Origin of the sequence: Phytopseudomonas argentinensis, from assembly GCF_900113905.1 — a bacterium.
In the GTDB taxonomy this organism is placed as follows: Bacteria; Pseudomonadota; Gammaproteobacteria; order Pseudomonadales; family Pseudomonadaceae; genus Aquipseudomonas; species Aquipseudomonas argentinensis.
The window spans coordinates 688386-706881 of record NZ_FORC01000003.1 but is presented as its reverse complement, the minus strand read 5'-3'; the positions used below and the strand labels follow the sequence as shown (position 1 = coordinate 706881).

The 18496-nt window shown below is 63.2% G+C and carries 17 protein-coding genes; 6 read left to right on the top strand and 11 right to left on the bottom strand.

Going from position 1 to position 18496, the window contains the following annotated elements:
* Positions 1-387: 387 nt before the first annotated feature.
* Positions 388-1947, bottom strand: coding sequence for a nitric oxide reductase transcriptional regulator NorR (gene norR / locus BM154_RS17735; protein ID WP_074887078.1), 1560 nt, complete (start codon positions 1945-1947; stop codon positions 388-390).
* 156 nt (positions 1948-2103) lie between these two features.
* Between norR and hmpA the strand changes: the two genes are divergently transcribed.
* Positions 2104-3285 carry an NO-inducible flavohemoprotein gene (gene hmpA / locus BM154_RS17730; protein WP_074887075.1) on the top strand — a complete coding sequence of 394 codons (1182 nt, stop codon included), beginning with the start codon at positions 2104-2106 and terminating at the stop codon, positions 3283-3285.
* A gap of 33 nt (positions 3286-3318) precedes the next feature.
* On the opposite strand, the gene BM154_RS17725 is transcribed toward hmpA, so the two are convergent.
* A complete protein-coding gene (locus BM154_RS17725) occupies positions 3319-4542 on the bottom strand; it encodes a CaiB/BaiF CoA transferase family protein (protein WP_074887072.1) in 1224 nt (407 codons plus the stop codon).
* Between the two features lie 74 nt (positions 4543-4616).
* Positions 4617-5798, bottom strand: a complete 1182-nt coding sequence (locus BM154_RS17720; RefSeq protein ID WP_074887069.1) for an acyl-CoA dehydrogenase — start codon at positions 5796-5798, stop codon at positions 4617-4619.
* Positions 5799-5951: 153 nt separating this feature from the next.
* On the opposite strand from BM154_RS17720, the gene BM154_RS17715 reads away from it, so the two are divergent.
* Positions 5952-6851 carry a LysR family transcriptional regulator gene (locus tag BM154_RS17715; RefSeq protein ID WP_074887066.1) on the top strand — a complete coding sequence of 300 codons (900 nt, stop codon included), beginning with the start codon at positions 5952-5954 and terminating at the stop codon, positions 6849-6851.
* A gap of 155 nt (positions 6852-7006) precedes the next feature.
* The gene (locus BM154_RS17710; RefSeq protein WP_074887063.1) at positions 7007-8263 is read left to right on the top strand and encodes a DUF5924 family protein; all 1257 of its coding nucleotides are present in this window, start codon (positions 7007-7009) and stop codon (positions 8261-8263) included.
* Here BM154_RS17710 and BM154_RS17705 read toward each other — a convergent pair.
* The 6 genes from BM154_RS17705 to BM154_RS17680 form a co-directional block, all read right to left on the bottom strand.
* Complete coding sequence (locus BM154_RS17705) at positions 8245-9474, bottom strand: nucleoside recognition domain-containing protein (protein WP_074887060.1); 1230 nt, start codon at positions 9472-9474, stop codon at positions 8245-8247. The genes BM154_RS17710 and BM154_RS17705 overlap by 19 nt on opposite strands.
* 132 nt (positions 9475-9606) lie before the next feature.
* The gene (locus tag BM154_RS17700; RefSeq protein WP_074887057.1) at positions 9607-10074 is read right to left on the bottom strand and encodes an inhibitor of vertebrate lysozyme family protein; all 468 of its coding nucleotides are present in this window, start codon (positions 10072-10074) and stop codon (positions 9607-9609) included.
* A gap of 7 nt (positions 10075-10081) precedes the next feature.
* A complete protein-coding gene (locus tag BM154_RS17695) occupies positions 10082-10246 on the bottom strand; it encodes a DUF1328 domain-containing protein (RefSeq protein WP_013789335.1) in 165 nt (54 codons plus the stop codon).
* Positions 10247-10308: 62 nt separating this feature from the next.
* Positions 10309-10593 (bottom strand): hypothetical protein, encoded by a 285-nt coding sequence (locus BM154_RS17690; RefSeq protein ID WP_074887053.1) that lies wholly within the window; start codon positions 10591-10593, stop codon positions 10309-10311.
* A 202-nt stretch (positions 10594-10795) separates the two neighbouring features.
* The gene (locus tag BM154_RS17685; RefSeq protein WP_074887050.1) at positions 10796-11227 is read right to left on the bottom strand and encodes a ferritin-like domain-containing protein; all 432 of its coding nucleotides are present in this window, start codon (positions 11225-11227) and stop codon (positions 10796-10798) included.
* Positions 11228-11309: 82 nt separating this feature from the next.
* Positions 11310-12161: a BON domain-containing protein gene (locus tag BM154_RS17680; RefSeq protein WP_074887048.1), complete on the bottom strand. Its 852-nt coding sequence runs from the start codon at positions 12159-12161 to the stop codon at positions 11310-11312.
* 226 nt (positions 12162-12387) lie between these two features.
* Between BM154_RS17680 and algB the strand changes: the two genes are divergently transcribed.
* Together algB and BM154_RS17670 are read left to right on the top strand one after the other, a co-directional pair.
* Complete coding sequence (algB, locus tag BM154_RS17675; protein WP_074887044.1) at positions 12388-13731, top strand: sigma-54-dependent response regulator transcription factor AlgB; 1344 nt, start codon at positions 12388-12390, stop codon at positions 13729-13731.
* Positions 13728-15512 (top strand): KinB sensor domain-containing domain, encoded by a 1785-nt coding sequence (locus tag BM154_RS17670; RefSeq protein ID WP_074887038.1) that lies wholly within the window; start codon positions 13728-13730, stop codon positions 15510-15512. The genes algB and BM154_RS17670 overlap by 4 nt, the downstream gene beginning before the upstream one ends.
* 21 nt (positions 15513-15533) lie before the next feature.
* Here BM154_RS17670 and BM154_RS17665 read toward each other — a convergent pair whose 3' ends face one another.
* Positions 15534-16316: an N-acetylmuramoyl-L-alanine amidase gene (locus tag BM154_RS17665; protein WP_074887035.1), complete on the bottom strand. Its 783-nt coding sequence runs from the start codon at positions 16314-16316 to the stop codon at positions 15534-15536.
* Entirely contained in the window at positions 16313-16906 is a 594-nt protein-coding gene (locus BM154_RS17660; RefSeq protein ID WP_074887034.1) for a MarC family protein, read from the bottom strand. Before BM154_RS17660 ends, BM154_RS17665 begins: the two co-directional genes overlap by 4 nt.
* A 171-nt stretch (positions 16907-17077) precedes the next feature.
* Between BM154_RS17660 and BM154_RS17655 the strand changes: the two genes are divergently transcribed.
* Positions 17078-18496: a DASH family cryptochrome gene (locus tag BM154_RS17655; RefSeq protein WP_074887032.1), complete on the top strand. Its 1419-nt coding sequence runs from the start codon at positions 17078-17080 to the stop codon at positions 18494-18496.

Here is an 18496-nt window from a genome sequence, read left to right as displayed (position 1 = left end):
TCAAGTTGTTTTTGAAGAACTTTTTCTTTCTTCTCAACACCTTGCAGCGCCCGACCAGACCATCTTCTCTCCAGCGGGAGGCGCATTCTACAGCGTTACAAACCGCTGTCAACACCCTCTTTACCGCCTTCGATCAAACCTGATCGAACCATCAACAGCGCCACTCAAACCACCCTGTCGATGCCGGCGCATTCTACTCGAATTCGCCGTCCGTGCAACCCTTATTTTCGTCTAACTCTTTGTTTCCAAAGGAGTTTTCAGATCAGGCTGCGCCGGAAGTGGTGCGCATTATAGGCCCCCTGAAACTCAGGTCAACCGTTTATTTCATCGAATTGAAATAAAGCCGCCAAACAGGCGGCTCCTCTATAGATAGAACGTTCGCGGCCGCTATCTGAGCCCCAAGCGTTTGGCAAGACGCTGCAGGTTGGCGCGATCCACAGCCAGTTCACGGGCCACGTCGGCCCAGCGCCCGGCATGACGATCAAGCGCTGCTTCTATAAGACGCCGCTGATAGTCATCCAGCGCCTCGCGCAGCCCCTGCCCTACCGGCAGTGAAGGTTCGAGCGCCGGATGTGCCTGTTCTTCTATATAGGTGTGGAGCAGCGGATGCAGGTCCAGCGCATGACTGTCGATGGTCAATATCTGTGGGCGCTCGGCGCAGGCTGACAGTGCCTTGATGGCCGCTCGGCCGATCAGGTGCTCCAACTCCCGGACGTTGCCGGGCCAGTCGTGCTGCAACAGGGTTTTCTGGGCATCGGCCGACAGACGCAGGCTACGCAGCCGCAAACGCGCGCGGTTGTCTTCAAGGAAGTACCCGGCGAGCAGCAGCACGTCACGTTCCCGCTCACGTAGCGCCGGCACCTTGAGCGGATAAACGCTCAAGCGGTGATAGAGGTCGGCACGAAAACGCCCGGCGCGAACCTCTTCCGCCAGATCACGGTTGGTGGCCGCCAGCACCCGTACATCGACGCGGTGTTCCCGATCCGAACCAACCCGCTGCAGTTGGCCACTCTGCAGCACTCGCAGCAATTTGGACTGCACGGCCAGGGGCAGCTCGCCCACCTCGTCGAGAAACAGGGTGGCACCATCAGCCAGTTCGAACTTGCCGCGCCGTTCGCTGAGCGCGCCGGAAAACGCGCCGCGCACATGCCCGAACAGCTCGCTTTCCACCAGGGTATCCGGCAACGCCGCACAGTTGATGCTGACCATTGGCCGCGAGGAGCGGGACGAGGCGGCATGCAGCGCTTCGGCGACCAGCTCCTTGCCGACGCCGGTCTCGCCGCTGATCAATACGGTGAGATCACTGCGGCCAACCAGCTCGATCTCTTGCAGCAACGCCTTGTGTCGCGCGCTTTGCCCAATCATCTCCCGCGGGCGAGCGGCATCAGCCGCATGCTTGTAGAGGTCTGCACGGCGCTGCTCGCTCTCGACACGCCCCAGCAGCAGGCTGATCCGCTCGCTGGCGGCCACCGTCGCGGCAGCCAGGCTGGCGAATGCCTCCAGCATGCCCAGATCGACACGACCGAAGCTGCTCGACTGCAGTGAGTCCAGAGTCAACAACCCCCACAACTGCTCCTTCACGTAAAGCGGGCACCCCAGGCAGTCGTGTACCTCCAGGTGCCCGTTTTGGCCCTCCAGCAGGCCATCGTAGGGATCGGGCAGCTCGCAGTCAGCGGCGAATCGAGTAGGCCCGCGGTGCTGCAGCAGCTCATGCAGCCGGGGATGCTCGCTTACCTTGAAGCGGCGCCCCATGGTGTCAGCACTCAGCCCCTCTACGGACAGCGGTACCAGCACCTCGCCATCGAGCCTGAGCAGTGCCACGGCATCGCAGGGAAACAACTGCCGTAGCGCCGCGAGCAGGCGCCGGTAACGCTCGCTTTCAGGCAGATCCCGGGAGAGGTCATCGACCAGCGGAAGCAGGGCAACCAGCAGAGGATTGGAAGTCATAAAGACACCTGAAGAGTCATAAAGACACACAACGCATGCGGTCAAAATGACTCATAACATGCGCAGGCCCAGTAATCCAGCGGGTTTGCCAGTTGGCACGGGATCTGAAATGGCCCTGGCAGATCCCCTTCATGCCTTGCGACAGGAACCATCATCATGCTCAGCCACCCACAACGCGCCATCATCAAAGCCACCGTCCCGTTGCTGGAAACCGGGGGCGAAGCCCTGACCCGGCACTTCTACGCGATGATGCTGGAGGAGTATCCCGAGGTACGTCCGCTGTTCAACCAGGCCCACCAGGCCAGCGGTGCCCAGCAACGTGCGCTGGCCAATGCCGTACTCATGTATGCCCGGCATATCGATCGGCTCGAGTCGCTCGGCCCGCTGGTGAGTCAGATCGTCAACAAGCACGTGGCGCTGCAGATCCTCCCCGAGCACTACCCGATCGTGGGCAGTTGCCTGCTGCGTGCCATTCGCGAAGTGCTGGGCGCAGAGATTGCCACCGACGAGGTGATCGATGCCTGGGCGGCGGCTTACGGGCAGCTGGCGGACATCCTGATCGGTGCCGAAAAAAGTGCCTATAAGGAGCACGAACAAGCACCAGGCGGATGGCGCGGCTCGCGGGACTTCAAGGTGGTCGCCAAGACCCGGGAGAGTGAGGAAATCATGTCCTTGCGGCTGGTCCCGATCGATGGCGGTGCGGTACTGGTGCATCAGCCGGGCCAGTACATCGGCCTGCGCATCATCGTCGACGGCCAGGAACAGCGCCGCAACTACTCACTGTCGGCCCTGAGCGATGGTCGTGAATACCGCATCAGCGTCAAACGCGAAATCGGCGGCAAAGTGTCCAACTACCTGCACGACCATATCCAGGTGGGCGATACTCTGGAACTGTTCCCGCCGGCTGGCGACTTCGTGCTGCGCCAATCGGACAAGCCCATGGCGCTGATCACCGCAGGCGTGGGCATCACCCCGGCGCTGACCATGTTGCAAGCTGCCCGTGAGAGCGGTCGCCCGATCCACTTCATTCATTATGCCCGCCACGGCGGTGTGCATGCCTTCAAGCGGTGGATCGAAGAACAGAGCCGCGACTACCCGCAGATCAGCTACCGATTCTGCTATAGCGACCCGCGTGACGACGACCAGCCCCACGCCCAGGGTATGGTCAGCCGCGAGCAGCTGGACGAGTGGCTGCCCGCGGATCGTGATCTGGAGGCTTACTTCCTCGGCCCGAAACCCTTCATGGCGCAGGTCAAGCGGCACCTGAACGACCTGGGCGTGCCCAGCGAGCAGTGCCACTACGAGTTCTTCGGCCCGGCGTCCCAGCTCGATGCCTGAAGCAGGTGCCTTGGCGGGAGGTGCGATACGCGCTCAGATCACCCCTTGACTGCGTAGCGCCTCGATCTGCCGGGCATCCAGCCCAAGCACCTCGCCGAGCACACGCTCGGTATGCTCGCCCAGCAGCGGAGGTGCCTGGCGGTACTCCACCGGGCTGGCCGACAGGCGCAGCGGGCTGGCAACCTGTGGCGTGCTGCCGGCCAGCGGATGGGGCAGGTCGATACGCAGGCCTCGGGCGATGACCTGTGGGTCGGCGAAGACCTGCTGTAGATCGTTGACCGGCCCACAGGGCACGCCTGCCGCCTCGAGCAGGCCGACCCATTCGGCCGTGGTACGAAACACCGTGGCCTGACGGATCAGCGGAATCAGCTCGGCACGGTGCGCGACCCGCTGGCCATTGCTGGCGAAGCGTGGATCCACGCCCCATTCGGGGTGCCCGGCCACGTCGCAGAACTTGCGGAATTGACTGTCATTGCCGACGGTAAGGATCAGGTCGCCATCGGCCGTCGGGAACGCCTGGTACGGCACGATATTCGGGTGAGCATTGCCCAGGCGCTTTGGCGAGACACCGGTGGTCAGGTAGTTCATCGCCTGGTTGGCGAGGCACGCCACCTGCACGTCGAGCAGGGCCATGTCGATGTGCTGGCCTTCGCCGGTCTTCTGCCGATGCGCCAATGCGGCGAGTACGGCGACCGTCGCGTACAGCCCGGTGAGGATATCGGTCAGCGCCACGCCGACCTTTACCGGGCCTGCGCCGTCGCTGCCATCAGGCTGGCCGGTCAGGCTCATCAGGCCGCCCAGGCCCTGGATCATGAAGTCATAGCCGGCGCGCTTGGCATAGGGGCCGCTCTGGCCGAAGCCGGTGATCGAGCAATAGATCAGCCGCGGATTGATCGCCTTGAGGCTGGCGTAATCCAGCCCGTAGGCAGCCAGCCCGCCGACCTTGAAGTTCTCGATAAGGATGTCCGACTTGGCCGCCAACTCACGCACCAGGCGCTGGCCCTCGACCTGGGTGAAGTCGAGGGTCAGCGACTGCTTGTTGCGGTTGGCGGCAAGGAAATAGGCCGCCTCGCTGGTATCGCGCCCTTCATCATCACGCAGATAGGGTGGGCCCCAGTGGCGGGTGTCATCACCGACCTTGGGCCGCTCGACCTTGATCACCTCGGCGCCGAGGTCAGCCAGGTTCTGCCCGCACCAGGGGCCGGCGAGCACCCGGGACAGGTCGAGGATACGCAGATGAGAAAGGGCACCGGACATCGCAGAGGCCTCGTACGGAGATGACGCAGGCGTTCCCACGCCAGGCGCGGGAACGATCAACAACCTGAAGCGGCTTAGAAGAAGGCCTGGATGCCCGTCTGCGCCCGCCCCAGAATCAGCGCGTGCACATCGTGGGTGCCTTCATAGGTGTTGACCACCTCCAGGTTGACCAGGTGACGGGCCACGCCGAACTCGTCGCTGATACCGTTGCCACCGAGCATGTCGCGGGCCATACGGGCAATATCCAGGGCCTTGCCGCAGCTGTTGCGCTTCATGATCGAAGTGATTTCCACCGCGGCGGTGCCTTCGTCCTTCATGCGCCCCAGGCGCAGGCAGCCCTGCAGGGCCAGGGTGATCTCGGTCTGCATGTCGGCCAGCTTCTTCTGGATCAGCTGGTTGGCGGCCAATGGGCGGCCGAACTGCTGACGGTCCAGGGTGTACTGGCGCGCCGTGTGCCAGCAGGCTTCGGCAGCGCCCAACGCGCCCCAGCTGATGCCATAGCGCGCCGAGTTCAGGCAGGTGAAGGGGCCACGCAGACCGCGCACGTCCGGGAAGGCGTTTTCTTCGGGGCAGAACACGTTGTCCATGACGATCTCGCCGGTGATCGAGGCGCGCAGGCCAACCTTGCCGTGGATAGCCGGAGCCGACAGCCCTTCCCAGCCCTTTTCCAGCACGAAGCCGCGGATCTCCCCGGCATCGTCCTTGGCCCAGACCACGAAGACATCGGCGATCGGGCTATTGGTGATCCACATCTTGCTGCCGCTCAGGCGGTAGCCGCCATCGACCTTCTTGGCCCGGGTGATCATCGAGCCCGGATCCGAACCATGGTTGGGCTCGGTGAGGCCGAAACAGCCGATATACTCACCGCTGGCCAGCTTGGGCAGGTACTTCTGCCGGGTGGCCTCGCTGCCGAATTCGAAGATCGGCACCATCACCAGGGACGACTGCACGCTCATCATCGAGCGGTAGCCGGAGTCGATGCGTTCCACTTCGCGGGCGATCAGCCCGTAGCACACGTAGTTGAGGCCACTGCCGCCATAGGCTTCGGGAATGGTGGCACCGAGCAGGCCAGTTTCACCCATCTCACGGAAGATCGCCGGGTCGGTCTTTTCATGGCGGAAGGCTTCGAGCACCCGCGGCGCCAGCTTGTCGGCGGCGAACTGCTCGGCGCTGTCACGCACCATGCGCTCTTCTTCTGTTAGCTGCTGGTCGAGCAGAAGCGGGTCGATCCAGTTGAAGCTTGCCTTGGCGGCCATCGCGAAATCCTCGGGAAGTAACTCGTTGAACTGAGCCTAAAAGCCTAGCCGGCTGCTCGCAAACGACTAATCCGCACGCAACTGTGCAAAAAGCTCACTCCGAGATAGGATTAGGATCAAGAAAACGCGTCATTCAGTGAGGTACTTGCACAGATGCGTCGCAAGATTCCCAGCACCGCAGCGCTGGTCGCCTTCGAGGCCTCAGCTCGCCACCAGAGCTTCACCCGTGCAGCCGATGAACTGGCGCTGACCCAGGGTGCGGTTTGCCGGCAGATCGCCGGGCTCGAAGCCTTTCTAGGCGTGGAGCTGTTTCGCCGCTCGCGCCGCGGCGTATTGCTGACCGAAACGGGCACCGCCTATGCGGCCAAGGTGGCCGCTCAGCTCGATGCCGTGGAACGAGATACCCTGGCGCTGATGGGTGCCCAGGGCGCCATGGGCCTGGAGCTCGCCGTGGTGCCGACCTTTGTGACGCAATGGCTGCTGCCGCGCCTGAAGGACTTCCAGCGCCAGCACCCGGAAGTCACGGTGCACCTGACCAACCGCACACGGCCGTTCCTGTTCGCCGACACCGGCTTCGATGCGGCGATCTATTTCGGCGATGGCGACTGGTCGGGTACCGAGGCGCACTTCCTGATGCATGAACACCTGACGCCGGTGTGCAGCCCGACGCTGCTCGGCGGCCAGCCGGCGAGTGCCGAGCGCATCGCCGAACTGCCGCTGCTGCAGCAGAGCACCCGCCCCTATGCCTGGCGTCAGTGGTTTGCGGCGCAGGGGCTGAACGTCAGTCGCGACATGACGGGCCCGCGCCTGGAACTGTTTTCGATGCTCGCCCAGGCAGCCCGTCATGAGATGGGGGTGGCGTTGATCCCGCCCTTTCTGATTCAGCGCGAACTGGCCGACGGCAGCCTGGTGGTCGCCATGGACCGCCCGGTGCCCGATGGAGGCCGCGCCTATTACCTGACAGTGCCGGAGCGCAAGGTCGAGTCGGCGGCGCTGAAGGCTTTTCGCGACTGGTTGCTGGGGGAAGCGCTGGCGTATCGGGTGATGAGTTGAGGGTTGCCATGAGGCAAAGCGGATAGCGATGCAGTACCAGTGGGGCGCGCCATGCGCGCGAATCGCGGGCATGGGCCAGGTTGATCTGAACCCCGACGCCTGATCGGTGGAGGCCGCAAGTTTGGGCAAATGCAGTATCCTGCCCATCGTTCCAGATGACTGCCAGGGCTGCCTTGTCTCTAATCGCCTCAAGCAAAAATCTCGTGTTCCGGATCATCGCGTTGATGCAGCGCCATCCGGGCGCCATTGCCGTTTTCGGATTTCTTTCCGGTGTTGCCAGCTTCGTGCTGGTGGATCGCCAGGCGGGGCTGGCCAAGGTGCTGGCCCTGGTCCTGCTGGTCAGCTGGCTATGGCTGATTCTGGAAAACGTGCTGCGCGAGCGGATCGCCGCACGCTTCGGCTTCGAGTTGCCGCGACCGCTGCTGCGCTACGCCACGCAGATGATTCACCAGGAAAGCCTGTTCTTCGTCCTGCCGTTCTTCTTTATCACCACCACCTGGAACAGCAGTCAGGCGCTGTTCAGCGGGTTGCTGGCGGCGGCGGCGCTGGTATCGATCACCGACCCGCTCTATTACAAGTGGCTGGCACCGCGGCGCTGGATCTTTCTCGCCTATCACACCCTGGCACTGTTCGCAGTGATGCTCACGGCACTGCCGATCATCTTCAAGCTCAACACCACCCAGAGCTATCAGTATTCGCTGGCGGCTGCCGTGCTGCTGTCGTTTCCCAGCCTGTTCAGCATCATTACCGTGCGTAAATGGTGGCGCGGCCTGCTGCTGATCGGCCTGACCCTGGCCATCGGCGCCTTTGGCTGGCTGACCCGCACCTGGGTGCCGCCGGCCACACTGTGGCTGACCGAAGTGGCCATCACCACCGAGTTCGACAACCAGAACCGCTCGCCTGGCGAAGGCATCAAGCAGTTGAGTGCCAGCCAGCTGCGCAGCACCGGCCTGTACGCCTACACGGCCATCAACGCACCCCGTGGTCTCGACGAGCGCATCTATCACGTCTGGGAACACAACGGCCAGGAGCTGGAGCGTATCGCCCTGGATATCCATGGCGGCCGCGAGAAGGGCTATCGCGCCTGGACGCACAAGCAGAACTTCCCGCAGGCCGTGGAAGGTGACTGGCAGATTCAGGTGCTGACCGACGCCGGGCAACTGATCGGCGTGCTGCGCTTCGAGGTTACCGCGGATACCGACGCGCCAGCAGGCTCTGCGCCGGGGCCGAGAGACGCCGCACAGGCGCCAGTAGAGCCGACCGTCGCCCCGCAAGCCGAGCCTGAGCCGCAGGTCGACCGCGAGGCTGAAGCTGCCGAACCGCCGGCCGAGCCCGATGCTCAGCCGACGGATCAGTCTTCAAGCGCGCCTGATGGCGAGGGCGAACCCCCCGCTCAACCGAAGAACCAGTAGCACACGGCGATCGCGGCTACCACGCCGGAGAATTCGGCCAACAACGCACAGCCGACGGCGTGCCGGGCACGCTGGATACCCACCGCACCGAAATACACCGCCAGCACGTAGAACGTGGTTTCCGTACTTCCCTGAATGATCGCCGCCGCCAGGGCCGGGAAACTGTCGACCCCCTGGGTCTGCATGGTCTCGATCAGCATCGCCCGTGCCGCGCTGCCGGAAAAGGGCTTGACCATCGCCGTTGGCAGCGCATCGACGAAGCGGGTATCCCAGCCGCCCCAGGCGACGACCCAGCGGATACCATCCAGCGCCAGCTCCAGCGCACCGGATGCGCGCAGCACACCGACGGCACAAAGCATCGCCACCAGATAGGGCAGCAGGCTCTTGGCCACGTCGAAGCCTTCCTTGGCGCCCTCGATGAATTGCTCATAGACCTGCACCTTGCGCAGCGCACCGATCACCAGAAAGGCGACGATGATGCCGAACAGGGTCAGGTTGCCGAGCAATGACGAAAGCGCTGCCAAGGCGGTGGCGGACATGCCGGCGAGCATGGCCATGAAACTGCCGAGCAGCAATGCGCCGGGAATCATGTAGGCCAGTACCACCGGGTCCCACAAGCGCAGGCGCTGCATGATGGCCACGGAGAACAATCCCACCAGGGTCGAAACGCTGGTAGCGAGCAGGATAGGCAGGAACACCAGCGTCGGGTCAGGTGCCCCCTGTTGGGCCCGGTACATGAAGATGGTTACCGGTAGCAGGGTCAGCGAGGACGCATTGAGCACCAGAAAGAGAATCTGCGCGTTGCTCGCCGTGGTGCTGCTTGGGTTGAGCTCCTGCAGGGCGCGCATGGCCTTGAGCCCGATGGGCGTGGCCGCGTTGTCCAGCCCCAGGCCATTGGCCGCGAAGTTCATGGTGATCAGGCCGAGCGCCGGATGGCCGCGGGGCACTTCAGGCATCAGCCGAGCGAACAGCGGTCCAAGCACCCGCGCCAGGGCATCGACCAGGCCGGCCTTTTCGGCGATGCGCAGCAGCCCGAGCCACAGCGTCAGGGTGCCAAACAGCAGCACCATCACTTCGACCGACAGTTTGGCCATGGCGAACAGGCTTTCCACCATCGCAGCGAACACTGCCGGGTCATCGGCCAGCAGCCAGCGGCTGAACCCTGCTACCGCTGCCACCACGAAAAAGCTCAGCCACAGGCCGTTGAGCATAGGTCACCCCCTAGAACGTAGCGGCTGATGATAACGCGGCTGGACCGAGGAAGTGGAAGCGGGAAATGGGAGCAGCGGTCGTTGGCGGAGAGCCAGATAGAGCAACGGCGCCAGAAGGCGCCGTCGGTAGCATCAGTACCAGTTGGGATCTTTCTTCAACTGTTCCTGCAGCAACTGCTTGATTCCGTCATCCGGCTCACCGAGCCAGCGCTGATCAGCATGCTCACTGGGTGCCTTGTCCTTTGGCAAGCCTTCGGGTACCTGGACCCAAAGGGCATAGGCGTCATCCTTGTCTGGTGTGAAGGCGACATAGAGACGCTGATTGAAACAATTCGAGGCTTCGCACAGCTGTCCAACCAGATACTGGTCGCCGTCTTCTTCCAGCGTTTTCATCGGCGTGGCGACGCCGCTGAGGTTGATCACCCATTCAGGCAATCGCTCCTCGTCCTGGATCAGCTCCTGCCAGGCCTCACGGTAGTCCGGGTTACTACCGAGCAACTCGTTGAGGCGGAATTCGCCATCCGTATTGGCGGCCAAGGCCGCCGCACTACCACCCAGCATTAGAGCGGCAGCGAGCGTCTTGAATCGATCCATCGTCATACCTCGCCTAGCCCCGTGGGCGACGACCCATGATGAAGGAAACGATGAACATGACCAGGAACACCACGAAAAGGATTTTCGCGATACCTGTGGCAGTGCCTGCAATACCACCGAAACCCAGTACAGCAGCAACAATGGCGATGATCAGAAAGGTAATGGCCCAACTCAGCATGGCGTTTCTCCTTGGTTTTTTTGAGGTCTTACGGTGTAACACTTGAAATCGGTCAGGATGCTCTAGAACACCCAACGGGTTTGCTTGGCAGGCGCTTCAACGCTATCGGCGCGAACCCAGTCGCTGTCATTACTCGGCTTCGGCGCACCTACGCTCTGCAAGCTAGCCGGCTCGGCGCGGATAGCTGCCGGACGCGCATTCACCGATACCGGCATGGCGATCTGGCTGGCAGCCTGAGGCGCGAGGGTGCGTTGTTCTGGGGCCCTGTTCGCCACGCTCACCAGCAGGATCATCACGGCGGCAACGGCCAGAATTAGGATCTCGGTGTGGGCGCGGTGAAGGGTCATGCTGGGCTCCTCAAGATCGTTGTTGAACGGCTTGGCGTTCTGCTCATGAGTGGATGATTGCAGCCTGCGTGCCAGCTTTTTGTAAAAATAAATTCCTTTTAAATCAATGGCTTAATCTTGATAAATGAAATGCCATCATTGGCATCCTGCACGATGGGGGCCTCGGACTCGGGCGTTCTGCACGACGCTGTCGAACCCGCACTCACCTGGCACTGCTGAGTTCGCGCATACGCTGGTGGCAGGCGCGCACCTTGGGCATTTCCACGGCAAGCAGGGCCTGAACGTCGGGCTGGGCACTTTCCAGTGCATCTTCGAACGCTTCGAGGATGCGATCCTCGGCTTCCTCGAGCTGCGCCACATAGGTGGCTTCCTCATCGCTGGAAAGCGTCGCGCGTGCATCGGCATAAGCCTGGCGCAGCTTGCCCACCAGGGTCCCACCGGCGGCAGGCTGTTCATGATTGGCCGCCACCTTGACCGCCAGCGCCTGGATTACCTGGTGCTTGGCCTGGGCCATGTCACGAAACAGCGCCTGCAGGCGCGCATCCTTGATCTCGTCGTGAGCATGTTCATAGAAGCGCTGGCCGTCGCGAATGATGGCGATCAGCTCGTTCAACTGGTCTGTCTTGTCGCTCATGATGATTCTCCTCAAGTGGAGACAGCGCCACAGGCACTGCCAGAAATGCAGCGAGCCGAGCGGCTCGCCTTGCTGGGTAGGATCAGCTGGCGATACGCAATGCGTCCGCATCTACACCGCGGACCCCGCGGATGTTGCGGGCGGTTTCCATGGCAAGGCGCTTCTCGGCGTTGCTCAGCACGGTACCGCTGAGGCTGACGAAGCCCTCGCGCGTATCGACCTTGATATTCAGGGCATCGAGATTGCGGCTATAGAGAAAGCTGGCCTTCACCTTGCTGGTGATCCATGCGTCGCTGATCGAGGCCGCGGCATCGTTGGCCGCGTTTTGCGCCTCGGCCGACGTACTGTCCGCCGTGCTGATACTCAGGTGGTTGTGCACTTCACGCACGCCCTCGGTGTTGGTGACCAGCTCGCCGGCCAGTTCCTTGGCCGCCGGCGTGCCGGCATTGCCGCTGAGGCTGACCACACCGTTTTCGGCACGCACCTGAATGTCCAGCCCCTCGGTATTGCTGTTCCACAGCAGCTTGGATTTGACTGTCGCCGCCAACGTCGCATCGTCGAAACGCTGGGCCAGGGTCTTGTCGGTGACGATCCTGGCCTGATCCTCGAGCACTGTCGGAACCAGGTCAGGATCGATCTTGAGCTGGTTGTCCACCTCACGCACCCCTTCGATGCTGCTCGCCAGTTCACTGGCCAAGTCGCGTTCTGCAGGGTTTTCCACCGCGCCGCTGAGCCTGGCGACGCCGTCCTCCACGGATACCTGGATATCGAAGGGGTCAAGATGCCGGCTGAGGGCGAATGCGGTGTCGATGGCTCCCTGCTGGCGGGCATCGCTCAACTGCCGGGCAAGACCTTGCTCAGCGGCGTGCACGATTGGGGCGAGGGTGATCAGTCCGGTAATGGCCATGGCCAACGTGGATCGTCTCAACAGCATGTAACGCCTCCTTCTCTGCTAAAAAAGCCGCCCGCAAGCGGACCGGAGAGCGTCGCAAGTGCTGTGCCAGCCACCTGTAAAAATAAAAACCAACTAAAATCAGCTGTTTAAATCCAAAGCCTGGCTATTGCCCGCTTGCACGATGCAAGATCGGGTCATACTAGCCGTGCAACTTGCACGAAGATTTTCAGACTAATCTCTGCCATTCATCCCATGGAGCATGTAAATGGAAGCAACAGGTCAGAGCGGGCGCATCCTACTGGTCGACGACGAAGCGGCTATCCTGCGCACCTTCCGCTATTGCCTGGAAGACGAGGGCTATCAGGTCACTACTGCCAATAGCGCGGCGCAGGCCGAGTCGCTGCTGCAGAGACAAGTGTTCGACATGTGCTTCCTCGACTTGCGCCTGGGGGATGAGAACGGCCTGGATGTGCTCGCGCAGATGCGCATCCAGGCGCCCTGGATGCGCGTGGTCATCGTCACGGCGCACTCGGCCATCGACAGTGCGGTAGATGCCATGCAGGCCGGCGCGGCTGATTACCTGGTCAAGCCGTGCAGCCCCGATCAACTGCGCCTGGCCGCTGCCAAGCAGCTGGAAGTACGCCAGCTCTCGGCACGCCTTGAGGCACTGGAAGGCGAAGTGCGCAAACCGAGCGACGGCATCGATTCGCACAGCCCGGCAATGATGGCGATCCTGGAAACCGCCCGGCAGGTCGCGGCCACCGACGCCAACATCCTCATCCTCGGCGAGTCGGGCACCGGCAAGGGCGAACTGGCACGCGCCATTCACGGCTGGAGCCGACGCGCCAAGAAGTCCTGCGTAACCATCAACTGCCCGTCGCTGACCGCCGAGCTGATGGAAAGCGAGCTGTTCGGTCACAGCCGCGGCGCTTTCACCGGCGCCAGCGAAAGCACCCTGGGCCGGGTCAACCAGGCAGATGGCGGCACCCTGTTCCTCGACGAAATCGGTGACTTCCCGTTGACCCTGCAGCCCAAGCTGCTGCGCTTCATTCAGGACAAGGAATACGAGCGCGTCGGCGACCCGGTGACCCGTCATGCCGACGTGCGCATCCTCGCAGCGACCAACCGCGACCTCAACGAGATGGTCAAGGAAGGGCATTTCCGTGAAGACCTGCTGTATCGCCTCAACGTCATCACCCTGACGTTGCCGCCGCTACGCGAACGTGCCGATGACATCCTGACCCTGGCTGCGCGTTTCCTCGCGCGTTTCGTCAAGGACTACGCGCGCCCGGCCCGAGGTTTCAGCGACGATGCGACCAAGGCGCTGCTGACCTACCAGTGGCCGGGGAACATCCGTGAGCTGCGCAACGTGATCGAACGGGCCAGCATCATCTGCCCGGGTGAATGGGTGGAAGTCGCCCACCTCGGCATGAGTGCACCGGCAGCCAACAGCGCCCCCCGCGTGGGCGCCGACCTGAGCCTCGAGGAGCTGGAAAAGGCGCATATCGCCGCGGTCCTGGCCAACAGCGACACCCTGGACCAGGCAGCCAAGACGCTGGGCATCGATGCCTCGACGCTCTATCGCAAACGCAAGCAGCTTGGCCTATGAAACTGCGCAGCAAGCTGTTTCTCAGCACCAGTGCGCTGCTTACCGTCGCCTTGCTCGGGCTGAGCCTGGGTATATTCAGCGTGCTGCAGCTGACCCAATCGCAGAACCGCTCGCTGGCGCACAATCTGGAAGTCATCAGCACCAGCCTGGATCTGCGCCAGGAACTGGGCAGGCAACTGTTCATGATGCTCGGCGAGGACTTCGATGAGCGGACGGTGCAGGCCCTTCGGGAGTCCGACCAGCGCATCCGCGGCTGGCTCACCGACAGTCTGCAACACAGCGCAACCGATACCGATCGCCAGGAGATGCTCGAGATCCAGAGCGCCTACCAGAAATTCAGCACGCTGCTCGAAGACCCGCTCACGATTCGCGACCAGCTGCTGACCAACGACGATTTCGCCAAGACCATCGAAACCGTGCGTGATCGACTCAATACCTTGCAAATTCGCTACGTATCGGCAGTCAAGGTATCGGAAGCGCAGTCCCGCGAACGGGCCTGGCTGATCGCCGGCCTGCTGGGCCTGGTTGGCCTGGCGGTACTGGTGATCGGTTTCATTACCGCGCACACCATCGCCCGTCGGGTTGGCCAGCCGATCGATGCCCTGGCCCGCGCCGCCGACCAGATCGGCCGCGGCGACTTTCAGGTCACCCTGCCGATCACCCCGGTGGCCGAACTGTCGGCGCTAAGCCGCCGCTTTGGCCTGATGGCCGAAAGCCTGCGCCAGTTCAAGAGCAGTAACGTCGAGGCGCTGATGTCCGAGCAGCGGCGCCTGCAGGCGGTGCTCGACAGCATCGATGACGGCCTGTTGATCTTTGGTCGCGACGGCCTGCTGGAACATTTCAACCCGGTCGCCCAGCGCCAGCTTGGCTGGAACGATCAGCCGCTCGGCCAGACGCCCGGCCACGCCCTCGGCCGCCCGGAACTGGACGAGCAACTGCAGCACGTGCTGCAAGGCCACAACCTGGAGCAGCGCCTGGCGGATCTGCAGGTCGAGGCCAATGGCGAAACCCGCCTGCTCAACTACAGCCTGACGCCGGTCAGCCACAGCCAGGGGCATATCCTTGGCGCCGTGATGGTGCTGCATGACGTGACCGAGCAGCGCGCCTTCGAGCGGGCACGCAATGAGTTCGTGCTACGCGCCTCCCACGAACTGCGCACCCCGGTAACCGGCATGCACATGGCCTTTGGCCTGCTGCGCGAACGCAGCACGTTCGCCAAAGAATCGCGCGAAGCTGATCTGGTGCGCATCGTCGAAGAAGAGATGGAGCGCCTGGTGCACCTGATCGAGGACCTGCTGAATTTCTCGCGCTACCAGAGCGGCGTGCAGAAACTGGAGCGGGCCCCCTGTGACATCCCCGAACTGCTGGAAAACGCCGTCAAGCGCCATCTCGGCAAGGCTCAAGCACGGCAGATTCACATGGCGCTGGAGGTGGGCGATGGGTTGCCCCGCACCCACCTGGACCGGGCACAGATCGAGCGGGTGCTCGACCACCTGATCGACAATGCCCTGCGCCACAGTCCGGAAGGCGGCACCCTGCGCCTTGCGGCCCAGCGCCAGGATGAACGGCTGTTGATCAGTGTCGAGGATGAAGGCGAAGGGATTGCCTACGGCCAGCAGGCCAGGCTGTTCGAGCCCTTCGTGCAGATCGGCCACAAGAAAGGCGGTGCCGGCCTCGGCCTGGCGCTGTGCAAGGAGATCGTCCAGCTGCATGGCGGTCGCATTGGCGCCGAATCCCAGCCCGGCCAGGGCGCACGCTTCCATCTCGCCCTGCCCCTGTAAGCCCTGCCCGGCTGGCGAGCCTCAGTGCTTGGCGAGGCGATTGACCTCCAGCAGCAGGGCTGCGGTTTCCGCGTCCGGCTGGCCATCGTAAAGCGCCTGCCGGTATTTCATCTGGAAGGCGCGAATCACGTTGCGGGTGGCCTCGTCGAGCACACCGCTGGTCGGCACCTCATAGCCCTGCTCGGCCAACTGCTGCTGAAACCATTCGACACTCGGCAGTGCCACGCTGAATACCGCCTGCTGGCGGGCCACCACCTGCGCGTTCGGCCACGGCATCAGGCCTGCGTCGGCCAGCTGCTTCCAGGGGAACAGCGGGCCCGGATCGACCTTGCGCTGCGGCGCTATATCGCTATGCCCGATGATGCTGCCCGGCGGCAACTGGTGGCGCGCCATGATGTCCTTGAGCAGGACGATCAGCGCATCGATCTGCGCCTGTGCGTACGGCTGCCAGTAGCGGCCCTTGGGCGTGTCGAAATAACCCTGGTTGATCAGCTCGATGCCGATGGTGGTGCCGTTGAGCCAGGTGCGCCCCTGCCACTCGCTGACCCCGGCGTGCCAGGCCCGGCGGTTCTCATCGACCAGCTGGTAGATGGTCGGCGGCACGGCGTTGATCAGGTAGTGGGCGCTGACCTCTTCCTTGGTCAGCAACTCCAGCGAACGCGGCAGATCCGCCGAGGTGTAGTGCAGCACGATGTACTGCACGCGACTGCTCTGCCCGCTGGCGGTGTAGCTGTGATCGATACGCGGGCCGCTGCTACAGCCGGCAAGCAGGAAGGCAAACAAGGCTAGGCTGAGATATTTCATGGCTGGATATGCAATACGCTCTGAATGTTGTCCAGCAGCATGTCGACGCTGAGCATGATCAACAGCATGCCCATCAGCCGCTCCACTGCGGTCAGCCCGCGAGGGCCGAGGAAACGCTGCAGGAACGAAGCCTGCAGCAGGATGAATGCGGTCGCGGCCCAGGCCATGACCAATGCCAGGTAAAGCTCCCAGAGTGCGCCTTCGTGGGTATTGCGCAAGGTCATCAGGACCGCCAGTGCCGAGGGTCCGGCCACCGCCGGCGTGGCCAGCGGCACCAGCATCGGTTCGCCATCGGGCACATCGCCCAGCACGCCCTGGGGGCTTGGAAAGATCAGGCGCATGGCGATGACGAACAGGATGATACCGCCGGCAATCGCAGTTGCCTCCCGCGACAGGCCCAGCGCGCTGAGCACTTTGTCACCAAAGGTAAGGAACAACAGCAGCAATGCCAGGGCGAACAGCAGCTCGCGCGCAGCTACCCAGAGGCGCCGCTCGGGGGCGACGTTCTTCAAGGCGGCTATAAAGATGGCGATATTGCCGAACGGGTCGGTGACCAGAAACAGCAACACGGCGATGCTGAAGATATCCATTGTACGGGGCTCCTGAAAAACAGCCGCACAGTCTAGTGGCTGACGCACCCGGCGTCAGTCGGCAATGTCTTCATCTGGGCCTGAACGCCCGCCATCGGTCGCCGCTGGACGGCGCTGAACTTGTCGTACCTCTGCGCGATCAATAGGCAGTCGACTATGAAGGAACACTCCATGCGCGCGCTGCTCTGGTTCAAACAGGATTTACGTCTCGACGATCATCCTGCCCTGCAGGCCGCCCTCAGCGCCAACTGTCTGCTGCCGGTCTATGTGCTCGACCCGGCATTGCTGCAGTTCGATGAATTCGGCAGTCGGCGCATCGGCGTACACCGTGGGCGTTTCCTGCTGGAAAGCCTCACCGCCCTCGACAGCGCGCTGCGCCAGCGCGGCTCGAAGCTGCTGGTGGTGTCCGGCAAGCCGGAAGAGGTCATCGTGCAACTGGCCGGCCAGTTCGATATGCGCCAAGTGCTGACGCTCGACGAGATAGCCCCGCAGGAGCGTACGGTGCTTGCCCGGGTACGGGACGCCCTGGGCAGCGTGCCGCTACGGACCGCCCAGGGCAACGGGCTGTTCAGCGAGGCCGATCTGCCCTGCCCGCTCGAGCAACTGCCCCAGGTCTACAGCCAGTTCCGGGCGCTGATCGATGCCCGCCAATATGTATTCCAGCCGCACCCCGCGCCCGATCAGCTCCCGCCGCTGCCGGAAGGCGTGGACGCCCAGGCCTTCAGCCTGCCGACCCAATCGCAGCTGGGCCTGGGCGATGCCCTGAGCGTGGTACCGAGCGCGTTCCCCTTCTCCGGTGGCGAGGCGGCGGCCCTGGCGCGGCTGCGCGATTACCTGTGGGACAGCCAGAACGTGCGCACCTACAAGGACACCCGTAACGGCATGATCGGCAGCGAGTACTCCTCGAAGTTCTCGCCCTGGCTGGCCAACGGCGCGCTGTCGCCACGCCGAACCGCGGCCGAGCTGCGTCGCCATGAGGCACTTTACGGTGCCAATGAATCGACCTACTGGCTGTGGCTGGAGCTGTTGTGGCGCGAGTTTTTCCGCTGCACCCTGCAACGCCACGGGCAGATGCTTTTCGAAGCCGGCGGGCTGAAGGCCACCGAGCGCGCGCCGCAGCAGATCGACGAGCGCTTCGAACACTGGGCTCAGGGCCGCACCGGCATGCCGCTGGTGGACGCCAACATGCGTGAGCTGAGCGCCACCGGCTATATGTCCAACCGCGGTCGCCAGGTGGTGGCCAGCTACCTGGTCAGCGACCTGCAACAGGATTGGCGCCACGGCGCAGCCTGGTTCGAAGAACACCTGATCGACTACGACCCGGCCAGTAACTGGGGCAACTGGGCCTACCTGACCGGGGTCGGCAGCGACCCGCGACTCAAGCGCACCTTCAACGCCCTCAAGCAGGCACGCGAATACGACCCGAAGGGCGAATACGTCAGTCTGTGGATTCCGGAGCTACGCCATCTGCCGGAGCACCTACGGCACACGCCGTTCCTGCTCCAGGCCCAGCAGCTCGAAGCGCTCAACTACCCGAAGCTGCAGCAGATTCCGGAGTCCTGGCAACGCCACCTCAACGAGGTGGCCTAA